This is a genomic window from Cryobacterium sp. Y29 (assembly GCF_002929825.1).
Classification (GTDB): Bacteria; Actinomycetota; Actinomycetes; order Actinomycetales; family Microbacteriaceae; genus Cryobacterium.
The window spans coordinates 149,640-163,572 of the sequence record NZ_PJJN01000031.1; the positions used below are offsets into that span (position 1 = coordinate 149,640).

Consider the following 13,933-nt stretch of genomic DNA (forward strand, 5'->3'; position numbering starts at 1 on the left):
AAAGCCCCGTCCGAGACATGGACGGGGCTTTCAGTGATTGCTGACGACTAGACCAAAGCAGTTTCCCCGACCGTGAATGCGGCCTCGGTGGTGTCTTCGATGTCCTGCAGGCTCACGCCAGGGGCGCGTTGGCGCAGCACCAATCCGGTCGGCGTCACGTCGAAGACGGCCGTGTCGCTGATGATGCGATCGACAACACGCACGCCGGTCAGTGGCAGGGTGCACTCGGTGACGATTTTCGGCGTCCCATCTTTCGCGACGTGTTCGGTGAGCACCACGACGCGCGGACTGCCCGCCACGAGGTCCATCGCGCCGCCCATTCCCTTGACCATTTTACCAGGAATGGTCCAGTTGGCGAGGTCGCCAAGCCCCGAAACCTGCATGGCGCCGAGGATGGCGACCTTCACGTGACCGCCGCGGATCATGCCGAACGAGGTCGCTGAGTCAAAGATCGCCGCCCCCGGCAGCATCGTGACGGTCTGTTTGCCGGCGTTGATAAGGTCGGCGTCTTCCTCGCCCTCCCACGGGAACGGTCCCATGCCCAGCAGCCCGTTCTCGCTCTGCAGCGTCACGTGAATGCCCTCAGGCAGATTGTTGGCCACGAGCGTCGGGATGCCGATGCCGAGGTTCACGTAGTCGCCGTCACTGAGTTCCTGCGCCGCGATCGCGGCCATTTCATCTCTGGTCCAAGCCATGGTTTTCTCCTCAACTACAAGCTGGCCAGCACAGGGCGGCTGCGTACGGTGCGCTGTTCGATGTCTTTGACCCGGGCTGAGGCCTGGAAGAGGCGCTGCACGTAGACACCGGGGGTGATGACGTGGTTCGGATCGATGTCACCGGGCTCAACGATCACCTCGGCCTCAGCGATGGTCACGATACCGGCGGTGGCCACTACGGGGTTGAAGTTGCGGGCGGTGAACCGATACTCGAGATTGCCGAGAGTGTCGGCGCGCCAGGCCTTGACCAGTGCCACGTCGGCGACGATGCCGCGTTCCTGGAGGTAGGTTTCACCATCGAAGTCGGCGAGCGGTTTACCCTCGGCGATCAGCGTGCCGACGCCCGTTTTGGTATAGAACGCGGGGATACCAGCGCCCCCGGCCCGCAACCGCTCGGCGAGGGTGCCCTGGGGGCTGAATTCAACCTCGAGCACGCCGGCCAGAAACTGTTCGGCGAACAGCTTGTTCTCGCCCACATACGAGGCGATGACCTTGCGTACCTGCCCGGCCTCGAGCAACACGCCCAGGCCCTTGCCGTCGACGCCCATATTGTTCGACACGACCGTGAGATCTTTCACACCGGATGCCCGCACCGCGTCGATGAGATCGGCCGGGATTCCGCTGAGCCCGAAACCGCCGACCGCGAGAACCATCCCATCGCGCAGAACGTCGTGCAGCGCCTCGCATGCGCTGGCCTGAACCTTGGACATACTGTCTCCTCCTTGAGCGGTGTCGAGCGTGCTGTCCACGCCGTGGACAGCACCTCTATACGTCATGGTATTCAGAGCCGACAGACCCTGTCAATCAGTATCATCTTGCGACTTCACCCCGTGAACAGTAGGCTGCGAATCATCCACATCATGGACAGAGGCATCGATATGGTCGCTCAGCCACCCACACGTGAGACGCAGACGGCACGCGGTGGCCCACCACTACCGCTGGCACAGCCCGTGCAGGGCGCTCAGGTCGTCACCCGCATAGCCCTGCTGTTGCGCCTGATCGGGCGCAACTCGGCCGGCACTCCCCTGGCCGAGATCGTGCGCGACTCCGGCCTGACCCGGCCTACCGTGCACCGGCTGCTCACGTCGCTCGCCGCCGAGGGCCTGCTCGACCACGATGCCGTGCGGCACACCTGGCACTACGGCCCCGAGGTCTTCGTCATGGGAACCGTTGCTGCCGCCCGCTACCCGATCGAAGAGCTTGCCCGGCCAAGCCTGGTGCGCCTGGCCGAGGAGACCGGGGAGAGCGCGTTCCTCTCGATCCGGCGCGGTGCCGAAACCGTGTGTCTGCTCCGTGAAGAGGGCAGCTTTCCCATCCGCTCCTTCGTGCTGCACGAGGGGGTGCGTTTTCCGCTGGGGATCGCATCCGCTGGACTGGCCATTCTGGCCTACCTACCCGCGGCTGAAGTAGATACCCTCCTCGCCGACACCACGGATTTCTCGGCTCGCTGGGGCGATCAGCACTCCCCTGCCAGCATCCGGGCCAATCTCGAACGAACCCGGGAAACCGGCTACGCGGTGAATCCGGGACTCATTCTGGAGGGAAGCTGGGGCATGGGCGCCGCGATCTTCGACCGCAGCGGCCGCCCCGGCTGGGCGCTCTCACTCACCGGAATCGAGCCACGGTTCAAGCCCGAACGGCAGAGGATCCTCGGCCAGCTGCTCCTCGACGAGGCCAGCCGCATCACCCAGACCTTGCAACGCCCACCCATCGCCTAGCGGCCTGGGCGGGAAATGAGAAAAGTCCCGGCCGAGGCCGGGACTTTTGCCACAGTGTGGTGGAGCTAAGGAGATTCGAACTCCTGACCTTCTCATTGCGAACGAGACGCGCTACCAACTGCGCCATAGCCCCAAACTGCCTTTGAAGAATATCACGGGCTGGCCGACAGTTTTGCCGCTTCGAGCGCGAGGCGTCAGTTAGACCGCGCGACGGCGACGCAGCACGGCGTCGAGGTCGGTCATGCCTGGGGTCGTCTCGCCGACAATACCCATCGACGCGAATCGGCTGGGCACCGCAGCAGCAGTCGCCGCGACGACGGGCCGCGCGATCGGCGTGACCACCCGGTTGGTCTCCTCCGCGAGCGCGGCGGCACGACGGGCAACCTCCGCTTCAGCGGCTGCCCGGCGCAGCTGGTTGGCCGCTTCAACGGATGCCATCGCCGTCTGCGCGATGGAGCCGCGCGAGAGGTGCAGCGCTCGCGGCACGGGTTGCGGCGTCCACGTGGCAGCGGCGACCGGAGACTCTTCCAGTTGCACGGGCTCAAAGGTGTGCCGGATCGGCACGGACCGCGCCACCGGGGCTTCGACGCGAACGATGCGCGCCGAGCGTGCGACCGTGGCCAGTCTTTCGAGAATGCCGAACGCGGCGACCATGACGACGCCGCCGCCAACCAGCGCGGAGAACGAACCGGCCAGAGCGGGAACGATCCCCGACACCGCCAGCACGAAACCGGTCAGCAGAATGAGCGAGACCACGCCACGAAAGAGACGAAGACGCCGAAGTTTCTTCATCGGCGACTCCGGGAGGCGCGGCGCGGCCGCGACGGCCACAGCGGCGGCCACGCGGCGAACATCGCTGGCGGCATCCGCTTTCGCCTGCGCTTCAGCCCGCTTCGATTGCTCGGCCCTCGCCAGAACCCGTTGCTGCTCGGCGACCGTGCGGGCGTTCGCTTCAAGCCGCACTTGCTGCGGAACCTCGGCGGTTTCGGCCAGAATGCGCAGTGTCTGCTGCAATCGCACCGCGTTTCGTTCGGTTGCCTGAAACTGCTTGCGGCGTGACCAGGTGGGCATCAAGTAGGCAACCCAGAGCACAGCGGCCACCGCCACCATGACCCCGCCACCCAATGCCTCACTACTCATGTTGACAACGGTAAGAGGCGCGGGTACATCCGGCGAGGATTACTCTCGGTGTGTCACCTAAGTTAATATACTGATTCCGCCCCCGAACAGGGTGGTTCGTAACCGTCATCGGGTGATGACGGTTACCGGATGCGCGGCCGACTCCAAATCTGCCGCGGTGACGCTCGCGGCAGCCTCTGGTACCAAGCCATCCTGCCAGCGGCGCATGACGCCCTGGCTGAGTTCCTCGGCGATCAGGCCGAAGCAGAAATGGTCGCGCCAATCACCGTTGATGTGGATATACCGTCGGCGCAGGCCCTCATACCGAAAGCCGAGCTTTTCGACGACGCGCAGGCTGGCCTTATTCTCGGGACGGATACAAATTTCTATTCGATGGAGGCCGAGCTCGTAGAAGCAGTAGTCGGTCGCGAGCGCCACGGCCGTGGGGGTGACCGACTGGCCGGCAAACTTTTCACTCACCCAGTAGCCGATCGTGGCCGACGACAGCGATCCCCAGGTGATCGACGACACGTTGAGCTGACCGGCCAGTTCACCGTTTTGTTCCACGATGAACGGCAGGCCGTTGCCCGACCGCGAATGCGTCAACAGGCTGCGGATGCTCGCGCGCGTGTCGAAAGACATCGGCGCGTAAGGGTTGGTGGCCTCCCACTTGCGCAACCACGAGCGGTTCGCCAGCAGTTCGCCCTCGAGAGCGCGCGAATCGCGCAATCGGATGGGACGCAGAGTGACTGCCCCCTCGCGGAGGGTCGGGATTGCGATCGGCACGGTTTGCCTGTCTGTCGTGGGTTGGAAGCCGGGTGGAGCGGGGAAGATCCTTAGTCGAGTGTGGCGACGAATTCGCGCAGCCAGGGCTTGAGGTCGGCACCGAGATCTTCACGATCGACGGCGAGCTGCACGATGGCCTTGATGTAGTCGAGCCGGTCGCCGGTGTCGTAACGACGCCCCCGAAAGATGAGGCCGTACACGCCGCCGGTGGACTCCGGGTTGACGGCCATCTCCTGCAGGGCATCGGTCAGCTGGATCTCGTTGCCCTTGCCGGGCGCCGTGTGTTCCAGAATATCGAAAACTTCGGGGCGCAACACGTAACGGCCGATGATGGCGAGGTTGGAGGGGGCGTCTTCGGGGCTGGGCTTCTCGACGAGGCCGGTGATACGCACAACGTCGGGGTCATCGGTCGCTTCGACCGCAGCTGCTCCATACATATGAATCTGCGCGGGGTCGACCTCGAGCAGGGCAACGATGCTGGAGCCACGCTTGACCTGTTCTTCGAGCATGCGGGTCAGCAGCGGGTCGCGGGAGTCGATGATGTCGTCACCGAGCAGCACCGCGAACGGCTCGTTTCCCACGTGCATGCGCGATCGCAGCACGGCGTGGCCGAGTCCGCGCGGGTCGCCCTGCCGCACATAGTGGATGTCGGCGAGCTCGTTGGATTCACGCACCTTGGCCAGCCGGGTCCGGTCCCCCTTGCGTTCCAGCAGCGCTTCGAGCTCGGTCATGCGATCGAAATGGTTCTCCAGGGCGTTCTTGTTGCGCCCGGTAACCATCAACACGTCGCTGAGCCCAGCCGCAACAGCTTCTTCGACGACGTATTGAATAGCCGGTTTATCCACGACGGGCAGCATCTCTTTCGGCATGGCCTTGGTCGCTGGCAGGAAACGTGTTCCCAGTCCAGCTGCGGGAATGACGGCTTTAGTTATCGGGGTACCCATGGGCACTAGGTTAGTGGCAAGTAGGATGCCTTATATGTACTCCGACATAGCTCATCGAAAGCGTGCGCTCAGAGCGGAATTACGCGAACGCCGTCAGAACCTGACATCCTCGGAGCGCGACTTCGCCACGGCCGGTTTCACTGAAAATCTGCAAAGCCTCGTTCTCGACCTGTCCGCGCGGTCGATCTCCTGCTACCTGTCAGCCCACAACGAACCCGATACCCGACCTTTTCTCAACTGGGCCACGGCAGAGGGCATCCGTATTCTGTTTCCGATTTCGCGCGAAGACGGCCTGCTCGATTGGACCGTCGGCGACGGCGACGAGGAATTCAGCGGAATTTCCGGCGTACCGGAGGCCGTGGGAACCCTGCTCGGGCCAATCGCCATCAATGACGTCGACCTTATTATTGTTCCAGCGGCAGCCGTGGACGAATCGGGATTGCGCATGGGCTGGGGCCGCGGCTACTTCGACAAGACCCTCGGCTCCATGGAGAAATGCCCGCCGGTGTACGCCATGGTCTTCGACAGCGAATACCTCGACGAAGTTCCCCGCGAGGTGCACGACCAGCCTGTGAACGGCCTCATAACGCCGACCCGAATCATCGCTTTCTAATCGTTTCACCGCCCGTGACCCCGGTTCTGAACCTGCGGGGCCCTAGGCGCGCATAACCTTAGTCTTGGCAGGCGTTTGCCTGCTGGCCCAACCAGCTGGAGATGCAGTGCCTACCTACTCTTACCGTTGCACCGCGTGCGACACCGCTTTCGATATCCAGCAGGCCTTCACCGACCACTCGCTCACGGTGTGCCCGACCTGCCAGGGAAAGCTGCGCAAGGTGTTCTCTTCGATCGGCGTGACCTTCAGCGGCTCCGGTTTCTACAGCAACGACTCCAAGTCGGATTCGAAGCAGTCCAACCCGAATCTCGACCGCAAGCCGAACGAAAAGTCTGCCGACAAGACCGACTCGACGTCGAGCAAGCCTGCTGAGAGCAAATCCGAAAAGAAGTCCGACAGCACGCCGGCGAAGAAAGACAGCTCGTCGCCGTCGTCATCATCCTCCGTTCCGACCGCGAAGGCGTCTTAGGTAGATGGCGCTGGCAAAGACGGTCACCCGAGTCATCCGTTTGGAGCACCCCGTGATCAGCGGTTTCAAAGAATTCATCATGCGTGGCAACGTCATCGATCTCGCCGTGGCCGTCGTCATCGGCACGGCGTTCACCGCGCTCGTCACCGCCATCGTCGTCAATATCTTCAACCCGCTCATCGCCTCGATCTTCGAGGCCGAATCGCTCGCTCAGGCCCTCCCCCTGACCCTTCCCGGTGGCGACAAGATCCTGTTCGGTGCCGTCATCGGCGCGCTCATCAACTTTCTGCTGATCGCCGCGGTCGTCTACTTCGTGATCGTGCTGCCGCTGAACAAGCTCAAGGAGGCTCAAGACCGTCGTCGCGCTGCGGGCGTGCCCTCCGCCGTCGTCGTGGATCCCACGACCGAACTCGATCTGCTCACGGAGATCCGCGACCTGCTGGCCAAGAACGCTGCAGCCGACCAGGGTCCCAAGCACTAGCAGCTACCAGTGCGGTGGGCGATCCTGCCGCAACTGCGCCTCGTTCGCGCTGGGCGCGCTTCCGGTGTGCGCCACGCCCCCATCTTCGCGGAGCACCGGCGGGTGCGGGTTTGGGTCGGTATCCGGTGCTGGCAGCAGCTTGGCGCGCCGAGCCGTGCCGCCAGCCTTCACGATTGGCTGGCGGGCCGATCCGAGGAGCGGCTTATCCTCCGAACCACTCACGCGCCCGGACGTTTCGGGGTGATGGTGGAAGCGTCGCCGGTCGAAAAGGACCGGGCATCCGCTAGCGGAACACCGGCGATTGCGGCCACGCGTGCCGCAACGGCGTCGGGGTTGCTGAACAGTTCGAAGCTGTGCACGCGCAGGTAGTGCCAGCCGAGCCGGCGCAGCACCTCAGGGCGCAGCCGCAACGACTCGCGCAGGCTTGCACGATTGACGACGGCATCCGTTTCGACCACGATCGCGCGGGTTCCGTAAGAAGCAGCCAGGGCAAGCTTGCCGCGGTGGCCGAGGCGCACACTGAGACCGAGCTTTTCGAGGCGCTTGCCGAGATCGACCAGCATGGCTTCGCTCGCGTCGGGAACCCGCACCTCGTCACGACGTGCTTCGGTCTCGCTGAGAACCTGAGACAGGGCGAGGATACCGTGACGCTGGCGGTCTTCGTCGATGTCGACGGGGCGAAAGCAGGAGACGATGTCCAGCGCCCGACGTGCACGGGTCATGCCGATCGCGAGCAGGCGTTCTCCACCGGGTTCACCGAGGGAACCGAAGTTCGACAGCAGGCGACCGTGCGGGGTGCGGCCGTAGCCGATCGAGAAGATGACCCGGTCGCGGCTCTGTGCCACGGCCTGCTCGAGGGTGAGTACGGTGAATGGTTCGCTGCGGTCTTTGAGAATGAAATCAGAGAGGTCGGTGCGCTTGGCAAACGCCGCGAGCACGGCCTGCTGCACGCGCACGGCATGCCGGGTGCTCGCGGTGATCACCATGAGCGATTCGCGCGGACGCTTTGAGGCGTGGTCGAGTACGAGGTCGACGACCTTCACGACCTCCGCGTCGACGCTCTCGATGGCGCCGCTGTCGGCGTCGGGCATGCCGCGGCCGCCGGCCACATAGTTGATGGTGAGGCTTCCGTGGCCGAGATAACTTCCGGCCCAGGGCAGGGAGTCGATGCGTCCGCCGTAGAAGCGGTGGTTGACGAGCTCGGCGAGGTCCTCACCGCCAGCCCGGTAGCTGCGGGTGAGGGTGAGAGTTGGCAGCAGTTCGCCGAGGCGGGCCAGGGCAGAGTCGGCGTGTAGGGCGTCCACCGATGCGTCGGGCGCGGCGGTCTCCCCCGAGCCGGCAATGCCGGTTTCGAAGGCTGACGGCGTCTGGGTGACCGGATCGCCGAACGCCACGATCTGTCGGCCGCGGCGAATCGCACCGACGTTCTCGGCCAGGGTCGTGGCTCCGGCGTCGACCAGCAGCACGGTATCGAACGTGATCTGGTCGCTGATTCCGGCGATCTCGTAGGGTGAGGCCAGCCAGACCGGGGCGAGCACTCGACCGAGGTGCGGTGCGACCTCATTGAGCCGGGCTGGGGTGGCACGGTCGGCGCGCAGCAGGCGTCGCAGCTGGTCCGCTTCCTCGGGAAAGTCGACGACGCCGATCTTCCAGGTTTCGGCGAGCAGCCAGGCCAGCAGCTTGCCGGTTGCGGATGCGTGCGCTTCGTCGACGAGTTTGAAATCGGCCTCGAGGCGGTCCAGTACCTGGGTGTTGGCGCCCAGCAGTGCCCGGTCGCTCGCGAGCATGATCTCGAGCACGGACTGCCACCAGGCCAGCTCGAGCTCGACGGCGACGTTCTCTTCCGACACGTGGCGCTGGGACAGGTCGGTCATCAGCGGGTCGAGGTTGTGCTCGCGCAACGTCGCCAGCAGCGCTGTGCGCTCGTGCAGGTTCGCGAGCACCTCGCTCTCAGCGGCGAGGCCGGAGATCATCGATACGAGCTCATTCAGCTGACGCCCGGCAAGGGCTCGGGGCGTGCCGCTGGTGCCGAGCGGAATGTCGAGCAGACCGAGGTCTTCCCACACTCGCTGAAAGGCAACGTGCACGTCGTTGATGCCCACCGGCACCTCCGGAGTGACGCCAGCGGCCGCGTAGCGCTGCCAGAGCGTGCGCTGGCCCTGGATGCGCCGCAGGCTCTCGTTCATGTCGGTCACCCGCACGCCGGGGCGCTGGTATTCCTCGGCGAGTTTTCGCAGCCTACGCCGACTGGCCGAACTCATCTCAGACGACTCGCGCCGCGACGACGTGGCGGCGATCAACTCGGTGAGAGACCGGTCGTAGACGCCAGGTTGAAATTTGTCGAGGGTTTCGCGAATATCCAGCAGCAGACGCAGGTAGATACCGAGTTCATTGATCGTCTCGAACGGGCGCAACCGGGTCTGACCGATCAGGCCGTTGGCGCGTTCAAGCAGCCGCGGCAGTTCGATCTGGTTGATGCGTTTGGCGAGCTGGTGCGAGTTGGAGGCATCTGCCGTGGAGGTGAACGAGGCCCCGTACCAGGGCGAGTCGCCTGGTCCGTACCGAAATTCGCCGAGAACAGCGGCCTTGATCAGGGTGTTCGCGGCGGCCGCCCGCGAGTGAGCGAGAAGCTCGAGGGCGTGCCGGTCGAGGCGAGCAGTGGTCGACGGCGGCTCGGGCAGCTGGGCGAGCCGGGCCAGTTCGCCCAGCGCGTCGAGCACAGAGACACCGAGAGCGGAGTCGCGACGAGTGAGCGCCGAACGGTAGTCGAGCAGCACCTTGCGCAAGCGCACAAGGGCGTCATCGACGTCGCCGACCCGCGGCTGGGCCGCTTTCTCGTTTCTTGTGATCGACGCGATCAGGTCACGGCGCAGGGTGCGCGAGGTCACGGCAATGCCGGGCAGTCCCACTTGCACGAGGCGGCCGTGGATACCATCGAGGCTGGAGCGGCGGGCGCTCACCACGAGTACCCGCTTGTGCTGGGCCACGAGCGAGCCGATCGCGTTGACGATGGTTTGGGTGCCGCCGGTGCCGGGCAGCGTTTTCACAACGAGGGAGTTGCCGGCCGCGATCTGCGCGACGACGTTCTCCTGCTCGGAGTCGGCGTCACCGAGCAGCGTGTCTGTGGCGGGCGGACGGGCGTCCTGGCCGATCGGGACGACCGGGTTATACGCGGTCTCGATGTTGCGCCGAGCCGTCAAGTTACCGGCAACGGCGTCGAGCAAAGGGTGGTCGAGCGATGAGGCATCGGCGGCGAGCGCCCGGCCGACATCGGCGAAGCTCGACACAACGAGGCGCGGTACGACGTTGAACCAGGGCAGGTGCGAGGTGAGCCCGCGTAGCCGATCAATGACCGGCTGCGGCTTGAACGCACCATTGGTGACGGCGAGCGCCACGAAAGCGTCGGCGTCGAGCACGATCTGAAACTGGTCCTTCAAGGCTCGGGCAAGCTCAGGGTTGAGAAAGGGCTGACCCTTGAGCTTGAGCTCGTAGTCGCGTCCATACCGGCGAATGGCGAGGGGACGCAGCAGCACCGGGGCACTGTAGTCGACGTCTTGGTAACGCCACTCGGCGAGGCCGATGGCGAGGTTGACCGATTCGAGGCCGCGCATGGAGCGCAGTTCGATGCCCTTCTGCGTGATCTCGTTCGCGGCCAAACGGGCGTTGCGCAGCGCCAACTCGTCGCGAATGAGGTTGGACAACAGGGTGGTCTTGCCGATGATGAACTGCGGCAGGCCGCCAGGGTGCGTGGCGCTCAGTTCGATGCGGGTGCGAGCCTCGTCGGTGAAGTGCAGCAGCGGTGAACGACCGCCGAGCGCGGCAAGTTCGTCGCGCCAACGCTGCCAGACCGGCTCAGCAATATTCCCGGCCGTGAAGGCCGGGTCGCCCAGACTGAGGTTGTGTGGACTGGTCACGTTTTTTGGGTCGACAGGGACGGCGCCCAGGTACTTGGAAAGCACGTCGTCGTCGTCTTGTTTTCTATCGAGGTGCCACACAGGCCTACCCTAATTGCGAAAACACCGGTTTGCCCTGAGGCGGCCGGGGTTTCGCGCGTTTTAGACGCAATCGTGGCACTCACAGCCAGTCCCGACGTTTGAAGACCGTGTACAGGGTGACGCCCATCGCGAGCATCAAGGCGAGGGCGAAGGGGTAGCCCAGTGCCCAGTGCAGCTCGGGCATGTGGTCGAAGTTCATGCCGTAGATCGTTCCCACCAGTGTCGGTGCGAACAGGATGGCCGCCCAGCTCGAGATTTTCTTGACCTCTTCGCTCTGGGCCAGGCTGGTCTCGGACAGGTGGCGCATTTCGTCGTTCTGGCGTTGCCCGACCAGAGTGCTGTGCACGGTGAGGGCGTTCTGCAACAATTGCCGATACGCGTCACCGCGTTCCACGACGCGCAGGGTGTGGTCGAGTACGTCGCGCAGGTGCCGGTGCAGTTCGAGGTCGACGTTGTATTTGTCGAATCCACGCTGCATCGACTCGAACATGCCGACAAGCGGCTGGGTGGCCCGCTGAAACTCGATCACCTCCCGAGACAGGGCGTAGATGCGACGGGACACCTCGGGGTCGCCGTCGAACAACTGGTCTTCGATCTCGTCGATATCGTTCTCGAGCCCGGCCACGACCGGCCCGTACTCGTCTACGACCTGGTCGAGGATGGCATAGAGCACGGCCTCCGGGCCGAGGCCGAGCAGGTGCGGGGTGCTTTCCATGCGTTCGCGCACCTGCGCGAGGTCGGGCGATTCGGCGTGGCGAATGGTGACCACGAAATCCGGACCGACGAAAACGTGCAACTCACCGAATTCGACGCGCTCCTCGTCGTCCATGTAGCGTGCCGGGCGCAGCACCACGAACAGAATGTCGCCGTACCGTTCGATCTTCGATCGCTGATGGCCGGCGAGTGCATCCTCCACGGCTAGATGGTGCAGGCTGAACTCGGTGGCGACGGCACGCACTTCCAGCTCGCTCGGCCGGTACAGGCCGATCCAGGCGAAACCCTTGTTCTGCTTCATAACTTCAAAGGTCTCGTCGAGCGTGTGCGGGGTGGACACCCGGTGCCCATCCACGTACACCGCGTTATCAACCAGCGCCATCGGCTCTCCTTGTTCGATCTTCTAGTGTGTCATTCGCCTTCACCGCCCGGTAACGTTTGAGGGTGCCGCAACCGGATGTCTCCCTTTTTCTGGCTCCGCGCGCGCTGCTCCCCCAGACCGACCGTGCACGGCTCGCCGCCGCCGTTGCCCGGGTCTGCCCGAACTCGGGCCCGGTCACCGTTCAGCAGCGCTGCGAGCGCTGCGGCGGAGCGCATGGCCGCCCACGCGTACTCGCGCCCGACGGGGTGCACGTGAGTCTGAGCCGCGCCGGCGACACAGTGGTTGTGGCCGTATCGGTGGTGGGGCCGATCGGTGTCGACCTCGAGAGCATCAGCGCCGTCGCGCGCGCCGGGTTCGACGACGTGGCCTTCAACGCGCTCGAGCGCGCAGCGCTGTTCGAGATACCTTTCTCCGACCGCAATCGCGCGCGCGCGGGCCTCTGGACGACGAAGGAGGCACTGCTCAAGTTGTCGGGTGAGGGGCTGACGGTGGACCCGCGGCACGTGACGGTGGGGTGGACTGGCGCGGGAGCATCCGTTTTGCTGGACTGGCCCACGGCCACCCTCGACCTGGCCCGGGTGCACGTGGCGAACTTCGACGCTGGCCCCGGCCTGATCGGCACGCTCGCCGTGCTTGGCGGGGCGGCCCCACGAGTATCGGTGCGTTAGAGGCTCGGCAGCGCGCTCTGCTGCACCCACCGGGCGACGAAGCCGCCGATCGCCCGACTGCCGGTGTGTTCGGAGAAGAAATCTACGAAATCCTCGGTCGAGACCTGCCCGTATCGCCGAGCCGCCGTGTAGGCGCGCAGTGCCGCGAAGAAGGCCTCGTCACCGAGAGATTTGCGAATGGCGTGCAGGGCGAGTGCGCCTCGTTTGTAGACACGGTCATCGAACATGGCGTGCGCGCCGGGGTCGCCGACGACGATGTCGCGGGGCAGCGCCGCAACCCGGCCGCGGTGCAGCACAGCGAGGGCGTCGGCCGTGCGGCCACCGCGCTGCTCCTCCCAGAGCCATTCCGCGTAGCACGCGAAACCCTCCTGCAACCAGATGTCCTGCCAGCGGGCCACGGTCAGGCTGTTGCCGTACCACTGGTGCGCCAGCTCGTGGGCGATCAGCCGGTCGCTGCCATGGTTGCCGTCAACATGGTTGCTGCCGAATATGGCCAGGCCGTGGGCCTCCAGAGGAATCTCCAACTCGTCCTCGGTCACGACGACAGAGTAAGACGCGAACGGATATGACCCGAACCGGTCGGCGAAGAATGCGATCATTTCGGTGAGGCGGGCGAAGTCGGTTTCGACACGGGTCGCGAGTCGGGCGGGAAAGTACAGGCTGTGCGCGACGGGAGCGTCGGCCAGGTCGCGGCGGCGGTAGCGGCCGATCAGCACCGTGGCCAGATAGGTCGCCATCGGCTCTCGCACATCGAAGGTCCAGCTGGTACGGCCGGAGCGGCTCGACCGGCTCGATAGCACCCCGTTCGACACCACCGTGTAAGCCGATTCGCAGGCGATCTCGATGCGATAGGTGGCCTTGTCGCTCGGATGGTCGTTGCACGGAAACCAGGACGCGGCACCACAGGGCTGTCCGGAGACGAGCACGCCGTCGTCGAGTTCTTCCCAGCCCACGTCGCCCCAGGCGCTCCGTACCGGATGCGGTGCCCCGCGATAGCGCACCACCACCTCAAACACGGCCCCGGCCGCGATCGTCGTGGCGAGACTGATGACGAGTTTGCGTGAAGAGTGCGTCACCTTGGTCGGCCGCGCACCGTTCACCAGAATTTTTTCGATGCTCAGCCCCGCGAAGTCGAGGCTGAACCGGTCGAGGGGCATGAGGGCGCGTGCGGTGATGATTGCGGTCGCGTTCAAATGGTTGGTGGCTACCCGATAGGAGAGATTCAGGTCGTAATGTTCCGCCGTGTAGCCGCCATTGCCGCCGGTGGGAATATAGGGGTCGCCAGCACTAATCGAGCCGTAGGTCGTGCGCACAGTCTGAGCCATCGT

Annotated in this window: 14 protein-coding genes and 1 tRNA gene; 5 read left to right on the forward strand and 10 right to left on the reverse strand. The window is 64.8% G+C overall.

What is annotated here, in order from left to right; translation table 11 throughout:
• Positions 1-47 precede the first annotated feature (47 nt).
• Together CXY74_RS07620 and CXY74_RS07625 are read right to left on the reverse strand one after the other, a co-directional pair.
• A complete protein-coding gene (locus tag CXY74_RS07620; RefSeq protein WP_104196488.1) occupies positions 48-695 on the reverse strand; it encodes a CoA transferase subunit B in 648 nt (215 codons plus the stop codon).
• Positions 696-709: 14 nt separating this feature from the next.
• The gene (locus CXY74_RS07625) at positions 710-1,426 is read right to left on the reverse strand and encodes a CoA transferase subunit A (protein WP_104199887.1); all 717 of its coding nucleotides are present in this window, start codon (positions 1,424-1,426) and stop codon (positions 710-712) included.
• A gap of 150 nt (positions 1,427-1,576) precedes the next feature.
• Between CXY74_RS07625 and CXY74_RS07630 the strand changes: the two genes are divergently transcribed.
• Positions 1,577-2,434, forward strand: a complete 858-nt coding sequence (locus CXY74_RS07630; RefSeq protein WP_233193278.1) for an IclR family transcriptional regulator — start codon at positions 1,577-1,579, stop codon at positions 2,432-2,434.
• 57 nt (positions 2,435-2,491) lie between these two features.
• On the opposite strand, the gene CXY74_RS07635 is transcribed toward CXY74_RS07630, so the two are convergent.
• From CXY74_RS07635 to galU, 4 genes are all read right to left on the reverse strand, one after another.
• A tRNA-Ala gene (locus CXY74_RS07635) sits at positions 2,492-2,567 on the reverse strand.
• A gap of 65 nt (positions 2,568-2,632) precedes the next feature.
• Positions 2,633-3,574 (reverse strand): hypothetical protein, encoded by a 942-nt coding sequence (locus CXY74_RS07640; RefSeq protein ID WP_104199889.1) that lies wholly within the window; start codon positions 3,572-3,574, stop codon positions 2,633-2,635.
• Positions 3,575-3,679: 105 nt separating this feature from the next.
• Complete coding sequence (locus CXY74_RS07645) at positions 3,680-4,339, reverse strand: GNAT family N-acetyltransferase (protein ID WP_104196484.1); 660 nt, start codon at positions 4,337-4,339, stop codon at positions 3,680-3,682.
• Between the two features lie 50 nt (positions 4,340-4,389).
• Positions 4,390-5,283, reverse strand: coding sequence for a UTP--glucose-1-phosphate uridylyltransferase GalU (galU, locus tag CXY74_RS07650; RefSeq protein ID WP_104199890.1), 894 nt, complete (start codon positions 5,281-5,283; stop codon positions 4,390-4,392).
• A gap of 34 nt (positions 5,284-5,317) precedes the next feature.
• Between galU and CXY74_RS07655 the strand changes: the two genes are divergently transcribed.
• The 3 genes from CXY74_RS07655 to mscL all read left to right on the forward strand — a co-directional run bounded on the left by CXY74_RS07655 (position 5,318) and on the right by mscL (position 6,846).
• Positions 5,318-5,896, forward strand: coding sequence for a 5-formyltetrahydrofolate cyclo-ligase (locus CXY74_RS07655; RefSeq protein WP_104199891.1), 579 nt, complete (start codon positions 5,318-5,320; stop codon positions 5,894-5,896).
• 106 nt (positions 5,897-6,002) lie between these two features.
• The gene (locus tag CXY74_RS07660) at positions 6,003-6,365 is read left to right on the forward strand and encodes an FmdB family zinc ribbon protein (RefSeq protein ID WP_104199892.1); all 363 of its coding nucleotides are present in this window, start codon (positions 6,003-6,005) and stop codon (positions 6,363-6,365) included.
• A gap of 4 nt (positions 6,366-6,369) precedes the next feature.
• On the forward strand, positions 6,370-6,846 hold the full coding sequence (gene mscL, locus CXY74_RS07665; RefSeq protein WP_233193279.1) for a large conductance mechanosensitive channel protein MscL: 477 nt from the start codon (positions 6,370-6,372) through the stop codon (positions 6,844-6,846).
• 3 nt (positions 6,847-6,849) lie between these two features.
• On the opposite strand, the gene CXY74_RS07670 is transcribed toward mscL, so the two are convergent.
• The 3 genes from CXY74_RS07670 to CXY74_RS07680 all read right to left on the reverse strand — a co-directional run bounded on the left by CXY74_RS07670 (position 6,850) and on the right by CXY74_RS07680 (position 11,937).
• The gene (locus tag CXY74_RS07670) at positions 6,850-7,068 is read right to left on the reverse strand and encodes a hypothetical protein (protein ID WP_104199893.1); all 219 of its coding nucleotides are present in this window, start codon (positions 7,066-7,068) and stop codon (positions 6,850-6,852) included.
• Positions 7,065-10,841, reverse strand: coding sequence for an AAA family ATPase (locus CXY74_RS07675; protein WP_233193280.1), 3,777 nt, complete (start codon positions 10,839-10,841; stop codon positions 7,065-7,067). The genes CXY74_RS07670 and CXY74_RS07675 overlap by 4 nt, the downstream gene beginning before the upstream one ends.
• A 79-nt stretch (positions 10,842-10,920) precedes the next feature.
• The gene (locus CXY74_RS07680) at positions 10,921-11,937 is read right to left on the reverse strand and encodes a magnesium and cobalt transport protein CorA (protein ID WP_104199894.1); all 1,017 of its coding nucleotides are present in this window, start codon (positions 11,935-11,937) and stop codon (positions 10,921-10,923) included.
• Positions 11,938-11,999: 62 nt separating this feature from the next.
• Between CXY74_RS07680 and CXY74_RS07685 the strand changes: the two genes are divergently transcribed.
• Positions 12,000-12,605, forward strand: coding sequence for a 4'-phosphopantetheinyl transferase superfamily protein (locus tag CXY74_RS07685; RefSeq protein WP_158252332.1), 606 nt, complete (start codon positions 12,000-12,002; stop codon positions 12,603-12,605).
• Here CXY74_RS07685 and CXY74_RS07690 read toward each other — a convergent pair.
• On the reverse strand, positions 12,602-13,930 hold the full coding sequence (locus CXY74_RS07690; protein WP_104199896.1) for a M1 family metallopeptidase: 1,329 nt from the start codon (positions 13,928-13,930) through the stop codon (positions 12,602-12,604). The genes CXY74_RS07685 and CXY74_RS07690 overlap by 4 nt on opposite strands.
• Between the last annotated feature and the right edge of the window lie 3 nt (positions 13,931-13,933).

Bases quoted from the DNA above. Each gene is read 5' to 3' on its own strand.
- galU (WP_104199890.1), bottom strand. From the start codon at position 5,283: ATGGGTACCCCGATAACTAAAGCCGTCATTCCCGCAGCTGGACTGGGA.
- mscL (WP_233193279.1), top strand. From the start codon at position 6,370: ATGGCGCTGGCAAAGACGGTCACCCGAGTCATCCGTTTGGAGCACCCC.
- CXY74_RS07620 (WP_104196488.1), bottom strand. From the start codon at position 695: ATGGCTTGGACCAGAGATGAAATGGCCGCGATCGCGGCGCAGGAACTC.
- CXY74_RS07690 (WP_104199896.1), bottom strand. From the start codon at position 13,930: ATGGCTCAGACTGTGCGCACGACCTACGGCTCGATTAGTGCTGGCGAC.
- CXY74_RS07640 (WP_104199889.1), bottom strand. From the start codon at position 3,574: ATGAGTAGTGAGGCATTGGGTGGCGGGGTCATGGTGGCGGTGGCCGCT.
- CXY74_RS07655 (WP_104199891.1), top strand. From the start codon at position 5,318: ATGTACTCCGACATAGCTCATCGAAAGCGTGCGCTCAGAGCGGAATTA.
- CXY74_RS07680 (WP_104199894.1), bottom strand. From the start codon at position 11,937: ATGGCGCTGGTTGATAACGCGGTGTACGTGGATGGGCACCGGGTGTCC.
- CXY74_RS07625 (WP_104199887.1), bottom strand. From the start codon at position 1,426: ATGTCCAAGGTTCAGGCCAGCGCATGCGAGGCGCTGCACGACGTTCTG.
- CXY74_RS07630 (WP_233193278.1), top strand. From the start codon at position 1,577: ATGGACAGAGGCATCGATATGGTCGCTCAGCCACCCACACGTGAGACG.